Raw genomic sequence first — 15692 nt, 5'->3', positions numbered from 1 at the left:
TGTTAGGTCTGGGGCATCAGGTCGGTCAGGTTCAGGACTCGCCCGTCCTGGGTGTGGATGGTCCCGGGCTCCGGTCCCGGGCCCGCGCCGTATACGGCGTCGCCGTGTGTGTCCAGCCAGCGGCCCATCTCGCGAAGGCGCTCCTGTGCCGGGGCCGGTACGTCGCCGGACTGTGTCGGGCCGATGTTCAGCAGCAGGTTGGAGTCGGCTGCCACGCAGCGCAGCAGTGTGTCGATGAGCTCGTCCGGCCGTTTGTAGTTTGTGTCGTGCGGTACGTAGCCCCAACTGCGGTTCATCGTCAGGCAGGTCTCGCGCGGCACCGCGAGCAGTGCGCCCGGGTTGAGGCCCGTGGTGTTCTCTCCGGGGAGATCGTTCTCGTAGCCCTGGACATCCTCACCGGGCTGGAGGCCGTCCTTGCGGTTGTTGAGGAGTACGGCGTCCGGCTGGAGGCGGTGGATGAGGTCGTACAGCCGGGGATAGTGCCACTGCTGGTCGGTGGTGAACCAGCCGGGGTGTTCCTCCGGTACGGGGGAGTTGGGCCAGTCGCCGTCGAACCAGATCTGCGCGATCTCCCCGTACTGCGTGCACAGCTCTTCGACCTGCCCGAAGAGGAAGGCGAGGTAGTCCTCCCAGCGGGAGGAGTCGAGGTAGCCGGGGTGGTGCCAGTCCACGAGGGAGATGTAGAAGCCCAGCTTGACGGTGCCGGATTCCCGGCAGGCGTCGGCGAGTTCGGCGATCGGGTCGCGGCGGAACGGGGAACGGGTGATCTTGAAGTCGGACAGTGCGGTGTCGTACATGGAGAAGCCGTCGTGATGGCGGCTGGTGATGGTGAGGTAGCGCTGGCCTGCCGCCTCGGCATGAGCGACGAGTTGTTTGGCGTCGAAGGCCGCGGGGTTGAAGAGCTTGGCCAGCGGCGCGTACTCGGCCGCCGGTATCCGGGCGATGACCTGTTCCCACTCGCCGCGGCCGATCATCGAGTAGAGGCCCCAGTGGACGAACATGCCGAACCGGGCACGGCGGTACCAGTCGAGCCCTTGAGGGCTTACCTGCGGGGTCATCGGCTCATCTCCGCGAGGAATCCGGGTCGGGGAAGGCCAGCGTTGTGAGAACCGTACACATGATCGTTGCGAGGGGCCAGGGGGTGCGCGCCGCGACCCCTGCCCCCGCCCTGAGCGTGCTCTTGGCAGCTACCGCTCCTCGCGTGAGGGCCGTCGCACCTCGAAGTGGAAGCACCCGTATTCCAGTGCTCGGACGTGTACGAGCACCACGTCCGGGTCGCTGAACGCATCGTCAAAGGCCGCGTCGAAGCCGGCCGTGGCGTCGGCCGGAATCTCCAGAAGGCGTCCACCGGCGATATGGCCCCGGGCGTCATAGCGGCGCACGGTTCGCAGGGCGCCCGGCCGATCGAAAGGATAGGTCTCGCCGAGGGTGAACCCGTCGCAGTCATCGGCGTGAATGAAGACGGGACCTTGTTCGTCGTACGCGCCCGGAAGCGCACCCCGCATGGTGGCCCAGCGTCGCAGCGGGGCGTATGAAACAAGGGCAATTTGCTCACCGGTCCTGATGGGACGCAGGCAGCAGCGCAGCGGGGAGCCTGCGTCGTCGCGGGTCGCGATGTACGGGGCGCAGGGCCGGCCTGCGTCGTCGGTAATCCGCAGTTCCTTGAGGACGGCTGTTTCAACGGGGAGCACCGTGTACTTGGTCATGCGCCCGATGGTGACTCGACGCGCCCGTATCTGCTGGCAGGAAACGGACATCGCGTTGCTCCGTGCCCACACGGAGAAGGCTGACCGGAAACGCCACAGCCGCTGCACGCAGGCCCCCTGTGCCCGCCGACCCCTTGGACTCGATCATCCAGGCCGTCTTCACCGCCATCACTGACGCCACGAGTTCTTCGCTCAGTACCTGCTTCCGATCCTTGTGTGATTGCGGTGCTGTTTGCGGGGATCACCGTCTGGGTCGGGGCTCTGGGACTCGTTCGGCTGGGACTGGCTGGGGACGAAGTCCGGATTCAACTCTCGCAATGCCGGCTGCTTCAGGCGGCGTGCGCCCGAGGCTCAGCTCTCATGAGTCGAATTGTGGGCATTGTTTGTTGAGTCTTTCCCACTCGGCGTCGTTCACCGGCAATTCCGAGTAGGGAGTCCACTGGGCGCCATCCGCCAGGTACGCACTCAGTGAGGGTGGCTTCCTGGGCTTCCAGCCGCCTTCGGTGAGACATTGGTAGCTGCCCACCGCTGCCGCATACATGCCTCGCCGAACTTCGTCGTCGGGGTCTTCCGGATACGCGACCTTTGAACGGCAGATCCGTTGGGCTGATGAAGCCTTCTCGTTGTTCTGTTCGGTCGTCGGGAACTCGACAGACGACTCCTTGACGCTGACTCCGCCAATGCCGCGCGACCGAAGGCAGGAAGCGTACTCGTTCTTGTACGCCGTCATGCGGTCCCAGTAGCGCTTGAACGCCGATCTGTCCGCATCCGATACGGCAGGTTCGCTCGCTGCCCCCGCGTCTCTCGGCGGCGCCGATTGCCGATCGCATCCGCCAAGCGCGACGAGCAACACGCAGGAAGTCAGCATGACGATATTCATCGACCCCGGTCGCACGATACCAAACCACCCAATGCCTGTTCGGAAGGGTTGCCGCCGCCCATACGCACCCCGGCGACGAATGGACGGCAGCCGGACTTCTGCCTACGGATGTCCCTGTTTCCCTACGGGAGCTTTCCCTACGGGAGCATCAGAAGTAGCAGTATCCGAACGCATGGACGATGATTCCCGGGCCGCCGGCGTCAACGGCATTTACGTACCAGCTCCCCGAGAACTTCGAGGACTGTGTGCGGTGTACGGCGAGGAACGGGGAGACGTAGATCTTGTTCACGTCAACGGCCCTGACGTCCACGACCCCGCTCGCCTTGTCTTCGACGCCCACCCGTCGACCGTGATAGCAGTACGTTTCCCCGCTCGCGCTCTGATCCGCCGAAGCCGGGGGAGAGCTGACGATGAGCGATGTCGCCGCCGTTGCCAGCATTGCGAGAAGGACGGCTGGTTTGCGGATCATGGAACGTTCTACCAACTTGTTCACGTGACTTCTCCCCTTGGTCGGACAGTCGTTGATCCGTTGAATCCCGGGGCGGTGAGATCGTCGCCGCGGTCGTTCCCGGAATGGCAGGACCGTAGCTCGCACCAATGGAGCGCGTCAACCAAGATGGATAGAATTCAGTACTCCGCTTTATCTGAGTTGATCGAGGTAGGATGTGGGCATGGCAGAGGACAGCGCCAAAGCCGTACTGGCGACGAAGGTTGACCATTTGTTCAGCGTGGTGCGGCCGGCCGACGGCGGCGAGTACACGTTCGACGAGGTCGCCGAGGCGATCAGGGCTCAGGGCGGTCCCACCATCTCGTCAACGTACTTGTGGCAGTTGCGCAAAGGTCTCCGGGACAACCCGACCAAGCGTCACCTTGAAGCTCTCGCGACCTTCTTCGGCGTACCCCCTGCGTACTTCTTCGACGACGCGGAGGCCGAGCACATCAACGCACAACTCGCGCTGCTCAGCGCGCTGCGCGACGCGCCGGTGCGGCAGATCGCCCTGCGCGCACGTGGGTTGTCGACGAAGAGTCTGGAGACGATAAGGGACATGGTCGACCGCGTCCGCGAACTCGAAGGGCTGCCTGATCCCGCGGGCGACGTGGACCAATGATCCGGACCGGCCGGCGGAAGATGCGGCGCCGCTGCGCCGAGGTGCTCCGGGATCTGGAGTTGCCGGGCTCGTTCGATGTCCCGACGCTGTGCGCCGAATTGAGCGCGCGGCGCGGGCGGGCGATCAAGCGACTGCCTCTGCCCGACCTCTCCGGCGTGTGCGGGCTCTGGATCGCGACCGATACCGCCGACCTGATCGCGTACGAGCAGCACACGACCGTGCCACACCAGAACCACATCGTGCTGCACGAGATCGGTCACATGCTGTGCGACCACTTCCCCGTCACACTCAGCCCCGCTGAGCAGGCGCGATTACTGCTGCCCGACCTTGATCCGCGCATGATCCGCCGGGTGCTGGGCCGCACCGGCTATTCGAGCGTCGAGGAGCGGGAAGCGGAGTTCCTGGCGTCGTTGCTCGGCCAGCATGTCCGCCCGGCCTCTCGCGACGAATCCGTGGTCGGCCGACTGCGATCCGCGCTGGAGAACGGTCGCGACCGTGGGTGAACTGGCGCGGAACTACGTTCCGGCCCTGCTCGCCTGGGGGATGCTGCTGTGGCTGCGACCGGGGCCCGCGCCCGGCCGCCGGCTCGTGCGGCTTTGCGTGCTCGGCCTTGCCGTCTCACAGACGGCACTCACACCTGCCGCTACCACCCTCGCGCGCGCCGCGAGCTCGCACGGCGTCGAACGACTCGTCGGTCACGTCGCCATGCTCGCCGCCGTCTGGGCGGGAGCCCAGATCCTGCTGCGGCTGCACGGGTACGAAGCACGTGCTCGCGCGCACACGGCGTGGGTGGTCTTCGCCGGTGTCGTGATGTGCCTCCTGTTCGCTCTCACCCCGAACCTGTACCCACAGTCGCCATGGGTGATGGAGTACTGCATCGCCTACGCCGTGGCGCTGCTGCCCGAGTTCACCGTCATCGCCCGGCTCTGCCTTCGGGACGCGTTCGAAGCGCCGGACCTGGCGCTGCGTCTGGGGCTCAGCCTGGTCGCCGCCGGAACCGGCGCGGCGGCCTTCTACATGATCAGTAAGACCGTTGTCGCGGTCTCCGCCCGAGCCCCGGTCGACTTCTCGTTCGGCAGGGGCTTCATGATGAGCAGAGCGCTGCCGACAACGGCCCACCTCCTTGTACTCGTTGGAGTCGCCGTGCCGGCGATCGCCGAGTGGCTCCGCCGCTACCGTCGCTACCGACAGCTCGGCCCCCTGTGGTCCGCCCTCTACCAGGCCGAACCCGCCATCGCGCTGGAACCGCCTGGGCTGCTGCACGGCAACACACTTTTCCCCACAAGGTTGCAGCTGTACCGGCGAGTGATCGAAATCCGCGACGGTCTGCTGGCGATACGCCCCTACCTCCCTTCCGACGAGTCAACCGTCAGCGGGATGGAAGACGCCCGGCGAGAAGCCGCCAGGATCGCGATTGCCCTCCGTGCCCGCGAGAAGGGCAGTCCGTTGCGTTCGATCAAGATCGCCGCTGTGGGCGGCCACGACCTGGGCAGCGATACCGATTACCTCTGCCGCCTGGCCGACGCTTACCGCAACACGGTGAGAACTGGTCGTCGGCGTCGGCGCACAAAGCGATAGCCGGCCGCGGTCAGCAACTGCCGCCCGCCATACGGCGCACACGCTCACCAGTTGGTGAACGCGCCGTCGGACGTGCGCAGATGGGGCCGCTCGGCGGCCGTGGCCTGGTACGCGCGCGCCTCCTCGCGGTCGATCACGACCCCGATCCCGGGCAGTTCGCTCCGCTCGACACGGCCGGGAACCACGGTCGGCCGTTCGACGAACAGGGCGGCTGTCGCCGGTTCCGGGTCGGTCTGGTGCTCCTGGACGGCCACGTTGGAGCAGGCGAGGTTGAGCTGGAGCGACGAGGCGGCGGTCACCGGGCCGAGCGGATTGTGCGTGGCGAGCTTGATGTGGTGCGTCTCCGCCATGGCCGCGATCTTCTTGGCCTCGGTGATCCCCGCTGCGACGCCGACGTCGACCCGCGCGTAGTCGATCAGATCGCCCTCGATGAGACTTCTGAACTCCCATTTGGAGCCGAACTGTTCGCCGGCCGCCAGCGGTACGCCGGTGCGGGCGCGGAGCATGCGGTAGCTCTCGGTGTTCTCGCAGCGCAGCGGATCCTCCACGAAGTACGGGCGTGCCGCCTCGATCTCCCGGCACAGGGTCAGCGCCTCCGGCGGATCCAGCCGTGTGTGCACATCGAGGATGAGTTCCACCTCGTCCCCGACCGTTTCCCGTACCTGGTGGAAGAGTTCGACCGAGTCCCGCAGACAGCGGCGGGCGTCCAGCACCCCGTCCGCCCGGTGCGGCGCGGCGAAGCGCAGATGGCGCCAGCCCTCCAGCACGAGCCCGCGGCAGCGCTCCAGGAACCGGTCACGGTCGTGGTAGTCGTCGCCGACATGCGTGTACGCCGGGACATGGTCCCGTACCCGGCCGCCCAGCAGTTCGTGCACCGGAACGCCCAGCGCCTTGCCCCGGATGTCCCACAGCGCCACATCCACCGCGGCGATGGCGGCGCCGACCATCCGGTCCGAGGGAAAGAAGCCGCGGCGCGACATCACCTGCCAGAGATGCTCGATGCGCCGCGGATCCTCGCCGACGATCAGATCGGCGAGATGGTCGAGCGCGCCGGCGACCGCCTTCTGACGCGACCGGATGCCCACCTCGCCCAGACCGTGGATGCCCTCGTCGGTGTCGACCGCGACCAGCATCATGCTGTCTCCGTGGTCGGGGAGAGTCAGCACTTCCAGGCCGGTGATCTTCATGTCACTCCTCGATGAGAACGTTCCCGCAAACTCCGCAACACCAACAGGACCGAATCATTGACGGTGCCCAAGCGGTCGCACAAGACCCTTGTGAGTAGCGGATTTTCACGGGTTTTTCTTTGACGCAACACTCTTGACACCATCCGGGAACGTTCGCAAGGATCCACCGCATCCAGCCGACAGGGCCGGAGAATCGAACCGGCGACGAACCGGGGAAGCGAACCGAGGAGGCCGTCCGTGCCAGTCACGATCCGGGAGGTGGCGAGCGCCGCCGGTGTCTCCGTCTCGACGGTGTCCCGCGCGTTCACCGCGCCCGACCAGGTGCAGCCGAAGACCCGGCAGCGCATCCTCGACGTCGCGGCCAAGCTCGGTTACGCACCCAATCCGGCGGCCCGCAGCCTGCGCGGGGTCGGCACCGGAACCCTCGGGCTGATCATCCCGGACATCGCCAACCCCTTCTTCCCGCCCATCGTGAAGGCGATGCAGGCCCGTGCCAGGCGACTGGGACACACCGTCCTCGTCGCCGACAGCGACGAACGCGAGGCCGACGAACTGGAGACGATCGCGGCCGTGTCGAAGCGGGTCGACGGGCTGGTGCTCTGGGCCTCCACACTCTCCGAGGCCCGGCTGCTCGAACTCGCCGAGCGGATGCCGCTGGTCGTGGTGAACCGTCATGTGCCGGGCATCGCCGAGGTGCACATCTCCCTGTCGGCCGGAATCGCGCAGGCCGTCGAGCATCTGCGCGCCTACGGCCACCGGCGTTGTGTGTTCGTCAACGCCTCCCGCGCCGAACTCAGCCGCGGCAAGTCCATCCACGAGTCCTTCGAGGCGCTGGACCTCTCCCTGGTCGAACTCGGTCCGTACGAGCCGAGGTTCGAGACCGGCGTGCACGCGGCGACGCTCGTCGCCGCGCACGGGGCCACGGCGGTCCTCGCCCACAACGACCTGGTCGCCCTCGGTGTGCTGCACCAGATGGCGAACCTCGGTGTGGCCGTCCCCGGCGACGTCAGCGTCATCGGTATCGACGACACGCAGCTCGCCTCCGTCTCCACGCCCGGCCTCACCACCATCAGGATCGATCCGGTGGAAGTCGCCACCCGCGCCACCGATCTGCTCATCGAGACGATCGCGGGAAACGCGAGAGGTGACGCGCCCCCGCCCGTCGAGATCGGCTCACGGCTGATCCCGCGCGCGTCGACGGGCCCCGCGCCCGCCTCCTCCCGCTGAGCGCACGACAACCAGGCACCCTCCACCACAATCAGGCACCCCCCGCGCCGACGCACCATGTCCACCATGTTCCTTGGAGTCGATATGTGCCGTATATCCCGCCGTGCAGCATGGCTCGGTTGTACCGCCGTGGCCTTGGCCCTCACCGGCTGCTCCGCCGTCACCCCGAGCAAGGCCGGCTCCGGCGGCGACCTCGTGCTCCGCGTCCAGGGCATGCCGCCGGCCACCGACAAGCCCGCCCTCGCCCTGTTCAAGAAGCAGGTGGCCGACTTCGAGAAGGCCAACCCCGGCATCGAGATCAAGGGCTCCACCACGGTCTTCGACCCGCTGACGTTCTCCGCCAAGCTCTCCGGCGGCAATGTCGAGGACGTCATCAAGGTGCCGCTCACCGAACCGCCCCGGCTCATCCAACAGGGCCAGGTGCGGCCCATCACCGGGCAGCTCCAGGAGTGGGACCACTTCGCCGAGTTCAACCCGCAGATCCTCAAGCCGCTGAGCGACCCCGCCGGCGAGGTCTACGGCGTCCCGCAGAACCCGTACGCCCAGGGCCTCGTCTACAACCGCGACCTCTTCGAACAGGCCGGTCTCGACCCCGACCGGCCGCCCACCACCTGGCCGGAGGTACGCACCGCCGCCAAGGCGATCAGCGAACGTACCGGCAAGGCGGGCTTCGTCCACGAGTCCAAGGACAACCAGGGCGGCTGGCAGCTGACGATGCTCAGCTACGCCTTCGGCGGCGACCTCCAGCGGGAGGAGAACGGCAAGTACGTCGCCCAGTTCACCGGCGAACCGACCAAGAAGGCCCTGAACCTGCTCAAGGACATGCGCTGGAAGGACGACTCGCTCGGCAAGAACCTGCTCAACAACCAGAACGACGTCATCAGACAGTTCGCGGCCGGTCAGGTCGGGATGTTCATGGGCAGCCCCGGCACCTACCGGCTCGCCACCACACAGTTCGGCATGGAGGACACCGGCGCGTTCGGGGTCGCGCCCATGCCGCAGTCGGGTGGCGACGCCACACTCACCGGCGGTGACATCTACCTCGTCCCCGAATCGACCGACAAGAAGCACACGGAGGCGGCCGTCAAGTGGCTGACCTTCGCCTACGCCCAGCCGCAGTACAGCACCGACGCGGCCGCGCGGCAGGCCGAGGCGCTCGCCGCCGACCCCAAGTCCGCGGTCGGAGTGCCCACCCTGCCGGTCTTCGACGCCGAACGGCAGGCCGCGATCGACGCCGCGATCAAGCCGTACGTCAATGTGGAACTGGAGCACTTCCGGCCCTACACCGAGGGCCTGTCGTCGCTCGAACTCAAGCCGGAACCGCCCTATCAGGCGCAGACGCTCTACACCGCGCTCGACCCCGTCGTCCAGGCGGTCCTCACCGAGCGGGACGCCGACGTCGACGCCCTGCTGGCCGAGGCCGAGAAGGACGTCAACTCCAAGCTCGCCGCGGACCAGAAGTAGAGCCTCCCATGAGCCTGCTCAGCCCCTCCTCGCACACTCCCGCCCCACCCGGCACGTCTCCCTCGCGAGGCACCGGCCGAGGCACCCGCGTACGGATCGGCCGGCCGAAGCGCCGAGGGAACGGCCGACCGGCCGGCCGACGCGCCGGAGCCGCCCGCGAACAGTTCACCGCGTGGCTCTTCCTCGTCCCCACCCTGATCGTCTTCGGGCTCTTCGCCTGGTGGCCGATCGTGCGCAGCCTGCTGCTCGGCTTCCAGCGCACCAACCTCGTCGACCCCGCCGTCTGGGTCGGCCTCGACAACTTCCGCGCCCTGTTCGACGATCCGCTGCTGGGCACCGCCGTGGGCAACACCCTGCTCTTCGTCGGCCTGGGCATCGTGATCGGCTTCCCCGCGCCCCTCGTAATCGCCGCTGTGGTGAGCACCGTGCGCCGCGGCGCCGGTATCTACCGCTTCCTCGTCTATCTCCCGGTCGTCATCCCGCCGGTCGTCGCGATCCTGCTGTGGAAATGGTTCTACGACCCGGGCAGCGGCCTCTTCAACAGCGCCCTGGGCACGGTCGGCCTCGGCCCCTTCTCCTGGCTCGAATCGCCCGACACCGCGATGCTGTCGCTGGTACTGGAAGCCACCTGGGCCGGCATGGGCGGCGCCGTCCTGATCTACCTCGCGGCGATGGCCGGGATCCCCGCCGAGTTGTACGAGGCCGCCGAGGTCGACGGCGCCGGCATCTGGCGGCGGATAGCCCATGTCATGCTGCCCCAACTGAGGCCCGTCATCGGACTGTTGCTGCTGGTGCAGCTCATCGGCACCATCCAGGTCTTCACCGAGCCGTACATCTTCACCGGCGGCGGTCCGCAGAACTCCACCCTCACCGTCCTGCTGCTGATCTTCCGCTACGCCTTCCAGGACGGCGAGTACGGCCAGGCCGCCGCGCTCTCCTTCCTGATGGTGCTCGCCCTCGCCGTGCTGTCCGCGGTCTATCTGCGGGTCACCCGCAGTTGGAGCACGTCATGACCTCCGCCACCACCTTCGTCTCCGTCCACGACCGGCAGCGCCCCGGCGTCCGGGCCGCGGTCCGCTCCATCCAGGCACTCACGCTCGTGTCGCTGCTGCTCATCGGCGTCGGCCCGCTGTACTGGATGGTCAAGGGCGCCGTCTCGCCGCCCACCGAGCTGACCACGCGGCCGCTCGCCCTCTGGCCGGACCGGCCGCTGCTGGACAACTTCGCCACCGCCTACACCGATCTGAGTGTCGGTCACTATCTGCTGAACACCGTGCTGGTGGTGGGTGGTTCATGGGCCGTCCAGCTGTTCATCTCCGCCACCGCGGGCTTTGCGCTCTCCGTGCTCCGGCCCCGGTTCGGCCGGGTCGTCTACGGGGCGATCCTCGCCACGATGTTCGTGCCGTACACCGTGAACATGGTCAGCCTCTTCATGACCGTGATCGACGTACCGTTCCTCCACCTCAACCTCGGTGACACCTACTGGGCGATCTGGCTGCCCGCCGGCACCAACGCCTTCACGGTGCTGCTCGCCAAACAGTTCTTCGACGCCCTGCCCCGCGAACTCTTCGACGCGGCGCGTGTCGACGGCGTCAGCACCCGTCAACTGCTCACGAAGATCGTGCTGCCCATGAGCCGGCCGGTGCTCGCCGTGATCAGCCTGCTGGCGGTCATGCACAGCTGGAAGGACTTCATCTGGCCGCTGGTCGCCCTCACCGACCCCGAGAAGCAGCCGATCAGTGTCGCACTCGCCCAACTCGCCACCCAGGCACCGCAGGACCAGCTCATCGCCGCGATGGTGATGGCCGTCGCGCCGCCGGTCCTCGTCTTCGCCGTCTGCCAGAAGTACATCGTCGCCGGCCTCGGCTTCACCGGCGTCAAGGGCTGACCCAGCCTGTCCGCGACCATCCCGCACCTTCCTCTCAGGGACAAGAGAAAGGCTCCGCCATGTCAGTTGCCCGCCGCAGATTCCTCCAGAGCACGGCCCTCGCCACGGGCGCCGCACTGCTTCCCGCCACCGCCGCCCATGCCGCCGACCCGCTCACCCTCACCGCCGATGGCATCACCCTCATCGGCCGGAGCGACGGGAGCGTACTCGTCAAGGACGGCGCGGGTACCGACCGCGTCCTGCTCACCCACTTCATGATCAAGGACAGCGCGCTGGGCCAGCAGCGCACCTTCGGCGGCACCCCGAAGGCGGTCACCCTGCCCGACGGCAGGCCCGGCCTCCGGATCACCTATGCCCTGGGCGCCGGCGCGCCCGGCGTCACCGTGACCGGCACATTCGACGTCACCCCGCACAAGGCCCATCTGAAGTGGGAGACCGGCGGCTCCGGCACCCTGACACCGTCGGGCTTCATGTTCGCCAGGACCGTGTACGGAGCGACCGCGGCCGAGTCGTACGAGGCGCTCACCGTCTGGAACCGCGACGCCCGCGGCGGTATCCCGTACGAGACGAACGCGGGCGGCGCCTACGCCGAGACATGGGCCGACGGCAAGGGCTTCTTCTGCCTCGACAGCACCAACCCCGCCTACACGAACGCCACTTGGATCCATGCCCCCGGCGCCGCCACGGGCACGGCCACCGCCGTCACCGAGGCCGACCTCGTCCTCGGTGACCTGCGTCCGCGCGCCGCAGGCGCCATCGCGGCCGGCCGCGCCATCGGCGTCGAGGTCTGGACCGACCAGCCGTTCAACCTCTACAAGACCGCCGGACAGACCATGACGCTCAAGTCGCAGGTGGTCAACGGCGGTTCGGCCGCCAAGCCGGTGACCCTCAAATGGTGGGCGCGCGATTTCGCCGGCATCAGGCTCGCCGGCGGCACGCTCACCCGGACAGTGGCCCCCGGCGCGGCCTGGGACGCCGCCCTCACCCTGACCGCGCCGTCCCAGGGCATCGTCTTCACCGAGGTGGAGGCCATCGCGGGTGGGCAGCGCGCACTGGCCCGCACCAACCTTTCCGTGCTGCCCGACTTCACCTACCGCGCCGGTACGGAATCCATGTTCGGCATCGCCAACTACCCCTGGCTCCTGAAGCCGGGCAAGGACGCCGTACTCGGCCTGCTGAAGACCCTCGGCGTCAAATGGATACGTATCGCCTACGCCGGCGCGCCCGGAATCGACACCGCGACCCTCGACGCGCACGGCATCGGGCACAACGTCGAACTCAGCGGTATCCCCGTCGGCGGCACCCCGCAGCAGATCGCCGACTGGGCCGACACCAACGTCGCCAAGGCGGTCGACGCCGACGCCGCCTACTTCGAGGTGAGCAACGAGGTCAACCAGCCCTGGATGTCGGGCCGGGGAGCCGACGTCTACGTACGCGACGGACTGCGTCAGGTCACCGACCGGCTGACCGCCGCCGGCTCGCCCATGAAGGTGATGAACGCGGGCCTCGGCGGCATGGACTACATCTGGACGGAGAACTTCCACGCCGCCGGTGGCTGGGACCTCATCGACGCCTTCGCCTTCCACCCGGGCCGCGGCAACTTCACCCCCGACTACGCCCCGCCGCCCTCGGAGTGGACCCAGGGCTCCTCCGGCTCGTACTGGAACTTCCTCGGCGCACTCCGCAAGGCCCGCGAGGTCGTCGACACGTACGGCGGGAACAAGGAACTCTGGCTCACCGAGGCGTACGCCTCCACCAAGCCCAACGCCTGGTGGACCGACACCTACCGCAACGCGGCCGAGAACACCCTGCTCACCCTCGCCCTCGCCAAGTCCGAGGGAGTCAGGGGCGTCAACTGGTACCAGCTGCACGACACCACCATCCACCATCCGCAGGAGGCCGACCCGGGCAACGTCGAGTACCACTTCGGACTGATGAACCGCGACACCAGCGCCAAGCCCTCGCTGCTCGCCTTCGCCACCGCCGCCCGCGTCCTCGACCGCGCCGACTTCGTCCGCCATCTCGCCTTCGCCGACCAGGACATCAAGGGCCTGCTCTTCACCACACCCGAAGGCCCCGTGTCGATCCTGTGGAGCCGCAAGGACGGCTATGTGCTCAACGCCGACCACACCGCGGACCCCTGGTACGCCTCGCCGGAACCCTGGACCGACAGGTGGACGACCAAGACCGACGTCGTCGCCCACTCCGCGACGGTGAAAGGCACCGTGCGGGAGCTGAACTGCATCGGCCAGGAACGCACCCTCACCGCCGCGGGCGGCAAGGTCACGGTGCGCCTCGACGGCGCGCCGCGCGTCTACTACGGACTCGCAGCCAACCCGGACTGGAAGTAGCCCATGAGAAACGAGACGGCGAGGTACGACATCACCGTGGTCGGCGGCGGCCTGGCCGGGACCTGCGCGGCCATCGCCGCGGCCCGGCTCGGGCGCACGGTCGCCCTGGTCAACAACAGACCGGTCCTCGGCGGCAATTCCAGCAGCGAGGTACGCGTCTGGGTGTGCGGCGCCACCGGACACGGCAAGAACCACCACGCCCGCGAGGGCGGCATCATGGGCGAACTGTTCGTCGAGAACCAGTACCGCAACCCCGAGGGCAATCCGTACTACTGGGACACCGTGATCCTGGACGCCGTGCGGGCCGAGCCCAACATCGCACTCCACCTCAACACCGACGTCCGCGAGGTCGAGGCGCACGGACCGGCGGACGACCGGCGGCTGACCGCCGTCACCGGCTGGATGATGGGCTCCGAGCGGCGAATCCGCTTCGAGAGCGGCCTGTTCCTCGACTGCACCGGCGACGGTCTGATCGGCCATCTCGCCGGCGCGCACCACCGGATCGGCCGGGAGTCCCGCGACGAGTACGGCGAGCCGTGGGCGCCCGGGACCGCCGACGACATCTCCCTGGGGTCCACGCTGCTCTTCTACACGAAGGACACCGGACACCCCGTCCGCTACGTACCACCGGACTTCGCCAAGGACATCACCAAGACCTCCATCCCCGAACGGCGCATCATCAAGGCCGGCGACAACGGCTGCGCCTACTGGTGGATCGAGTTCGGCGGCGAACTCGACACCGTGCACGACAACGAGCGCATCCGCGACGAGCTGTGGTCGGTCATCTACGGAATCTGGGACCACATCAAGAACTCCGGCGAGTTCGACGCCGAGACCATGACCCTGGAGTGGGTGGGTTCCGTGCCCGGCAAGCGCGAATACCGGCGCTTCGTCGGCGACTACGTACTGAACCAGGCAGACATCCTCGGCCAGACACCGTTCCCCGACCGCGTCGCGTTCGGCGGCTGGTCCATCGACCTGCATCCGCCCCAGGGCATGTACGCCACCGAGGCGGCGGCGAAACAGCGCTACGCGGACGGGATCTACCACATCCCCTACCGGAGCCTGTACTCCGCGAACACCTCCAACCTGCTCTTCGCGGGGCGCGACATCTCCGCCAGCCATGTCGCGTTCGGCTCCACCCGTGTCATGGCCACCTGCGCCACCCTCGGCCAGGCCGCCGGGACGGCCGCCGCGCTCTGCGCCGAACTCGGCGTCACCCCAAGGGCGTTGGACATCGCCACGCTGCAACGCACCCTGCTTCGCGAGGACGCCTCCGTCATCGGCCTCGCCTCCACCGACCCGGACGACCTCGCCCGGCGCGCCACCGTCACCGCCCACTCCAGCCTCACCCGCCTCGCCGTCGAAACACCGGGCGAATCCTGGCCGTTGGCGGCCGACGCCGGGATCGTCCTGCCCGTCGACCCGGGACTCACCGGCCTCGAACTCCTCGTGGACGCGGAGCGCGACACCCTCCTCACGGTCGAGCTGTACGACCCGGAGCTGGGCCAGAACTACGTACCGCGCCGGCTCGTCGACTCCGTCACCGTCCCGGTCACCGCCGGCGCCGGACAGTGGATCGACACGGGCCTCACCTGGTCGCCCGAGACCCCGCGCAACGCCTTCCTCGTCGTACGGGCCAACGCCGCCCTCGCCCTCCGCCGCGCGGACACACCCACCCCCGGCGTGCTCTGCTTCACCCGCGTGCCGTTGCGGCCCCAGGACGAGACACCGCAGCCCCTGCGCGAATGGACGGACACCGGTCTGCTGCGCCGCACCTTCTGTCTGCGTACGGGAGCGACAGACGCCTTCGCCCCCGCCAAGGCCGTCGACGGCTACGCCCGCCCGTACGCCGGACCGCACATGTGGGTCTCGGCGCCGCTCGCCGAGACGACCGGGACCGAGACCGGGACCGGGGTCGGCACCTGGCTGGAGCTGGCCTGGCCCGAACCGGTCACCCTGGGCCGTATCGACCTCCTCGCGGACGACGACGTCAACGAGGACCTCATCAATCTCCACCACCACAGAACCCCGTTCGACACGCTGCCCACGCTGCTGCGCGACTACCGGATCGAGGGCCGTGAGGGGAACGGCCCCTGGCACGTCCTCGCGGCCGCGTACGACAACCGGCGCCGCCGCCGTGTCCACACCTTCGACGAGCCGGTCACGGTGTCGGCGGTGAGAATCGTCGTCGAAGCGACCAACGGCGCGCGGTCCGCCCACATCGCGGCCGTCCGCGCCTACGGACCGGAGAATCTCACCCACCGACCGGAGAACCGCGCCAACGGACCGGAGAGCTGAA

The 15692-nt window shown here is 68.1% G+C and carries 14 protein-coding genes; 9 read left to right on the top strand and 5 right to left on the bottom strand.

What is annotated here, in order from left to right:
• Positions 1 to 2: 2 nt before the first annotated feature.
• From OIE74_RS03180 to OIE74_RS03165, 4 genes are all read right to left on the bottom strand, one after another.
• A complete protein-coding gene (locus tag OIE74_RS03180; RefSeq protein WP_329378159.1) occupies positions 3 to 1058 on the bottom strand; it encodes an alpha-L-fucosidase in 1056 nt (351 codons plus the stop codon).
• Positions 1059 to 1187: 129 nt separating this feature from the next.
• Complete coding sequence (locus OIE74_RS03175; RefSeq protein WP_329378157.1) at positions 1188 to 1706, bottom strand: DUF1203 domain-containing protein; 519 nt, start codon at positions 1704 to 1706, stop codon at positions 1188 to 1190.
• A gap of 358 nt (positions 1707 to 2064) precedes the next feature.
• Positions 2065 to 2586 (bottom strand): hypothetical protein, encoded by a 522-nt coding sequence (locus tag OIE74_RS03170; protein ID WP_329378156.1) that lies wholly within the window; start codon positions 2584 to 2586, stop codon positions 2065 to 2067.
• Between the two features lie 148 nt (positions 2587 to 2734).
• The gene (locus OIE74_RS03165; protein ID WP_329378154.1) at positions 2735 to 3079 is read right to left on the bottom strand and encodes a hypothetical protein; all 345 of its coding nucleotides are present in this window, start codon (positions 3077 to 3079) and stop codon (positions 2735 to 2737) included.
• Positions 3080 to 3257: 178 nt separating this feature from the next.
• On the opposite strand from OIE74_RS03165, the gene OIE74_RS03160 reads away from it, so the two are divergent.
• From OIE74_RS03160 to OIE74_RS03150, 3 genes are read left to right on the top strand one after another with little or no spacing between them, the layout of a single operon-like run.
• Entirely contained in the window at positions 3258 to 3695 is a 438-nt protein-coding gene (locus tag OIE74_RS03160) for a helix-turn-helix domain-containing protein (protein WP_329378152.1), read from the top strand.
• A complete protein-coding gene (locus OIE74_RS03155) occupies positions 3692 to 4198 on the top strand; it encodes a hypothetical protein (RefSeq protein ID WP_329378150.1) in 507 nt (168 codons plus the stop codon). Before OIE74_RS03160 ends, OIE74_RS03155 begins: the two co-directional genes overlap by 4 nt.
• On the top strand, positions 4191 to 5273 hold the full coding sequence (locus OIE74_RS03150; RefSeq protein ID WP_329378149.1) for an MAB_1171c family putative transporter: 1083 nt from the start codon (positions 4191 to 4193) through the stop codon (positions 5271 to 5273). The genes OIE74_RS03155 and OIE74_RS03150 overlap by 8 nt, the downstream gene beginning before the upstream one ends.
• Before the next feature lie 44 nt (positions 5274 to 5317).
• Here the strand turns inward: OIE74_RS03150 and OIE74_RS03145 are convergent, their stop codons facing one another.
• Positions 5318 to 6460 carry a mandelate racemase/muconate lactonizing enzyme family protein gene (locus OIE74_RS03145; RefSeq protein WP_329378147.1) on the bottom strand — a complete coding sequence of 381 codons (1143 nt, stop codon included), beginning with the start codon at positions 6458 to 6460 and terminating at the stop codon, positions 5318 to 5320.
• Between the two features lie 237 nt (positions 6461 to 6697).
• On the opposite strand from OIE74_RS03145, the gene OIE74_RS03140 reads away from it, so the two are divergent.
• The 6 genes from OIE74_RS03140 (at position 6698) to OIE74_RS03115 (ending at position 15691) form a co-directional block, all read left to right on the top strand.
• Positions 6698 to 7687: a LacI family DNA-binding transcriptional regulator gene (locus tag OIE74_RS03140; RefSeq protein WP_329378145.1), complete on the top strand. Its 990-nt coding sequence runs from the start codon at positions 6698 to 6700 to the stop codon at positions 7685 to 7687.
• A 135-nt stretch (positions 7688 to 7822) separates the two neighbouring features.
• Positions 7823 to 9151 carry an ABC transporter substrate-binding protein gene (locus OIE74_RS03135; RefSeq protein ID WP_329378143.1) on the top strand — a complete coding sequence of 443 codons (1329 nt, stop codon included), beginning with the start codon at positions 7823 to 7825 and terminating at the stop codon, positions 9149 to 9151.
• Positions 9152 to 9159: 8 nt separating this feature from the next.
• Positions 9160 to 10164 (top strand): carbohydrate ABC transporter permease, encoded by a 1005-nt coding sequence (locus tag OIE74_RS03130; protein ID WP_329378141.1) that lies wholly within the window; start codon positions 9160 to 9162, stop codon positions 10162 to 10164.
• A complete protein-coding gene (locus OIE74_RS03125) occupies positions 10161 to 11039 on the top strand; it encodes a carbohydrate ABC transporter permease (protein WP_329378139.1) in 879 nt (292 codons plus the stop codon). The genes OIE74_RS03130 and OIE74_RS03125 overlap by 4 nt, the downstream gene beginning before the upstream one ends.
• 59 nt (positions 11040 to 11098) lie before the next feature.
• A complete protein-coding gene (locus OIE74_RS03120; protein WP_329378137.1) occupies positions 11099 to 13390 on the top strand; it encodes a hypothetical protein in 2292 nt (763 codons plus the stop codon).
• Positions 13391 to 13393: 3 nt separating this feature from the next.
• On the top strand, positions 13394 to 15691 hold the full coding sequence (locus tag OIE74_RS03115; protein WP_329378135.1) for an FAD-dependent oxidoreductase: 2298 nt from the start codon (positions 13394 to 13396) through the stop codon (positions 15689 to 15691).
• Position 15692 lies beyond the last annotated feature (1 nt).

Source organism: Streptomyces sp. NBC_01716 (genome assembly GCF_036248275.1).
GTDB lineage: Bacteria > Actinomycetota > Actinomycetes > Streptomycetales > Streptomycetaceae > Streptomyces.
The sequence above is the reverse complement of the archived record's forward strand: the minus strand, read 5'-3'. Positions and strand labels throughout refer to the sequence as shown.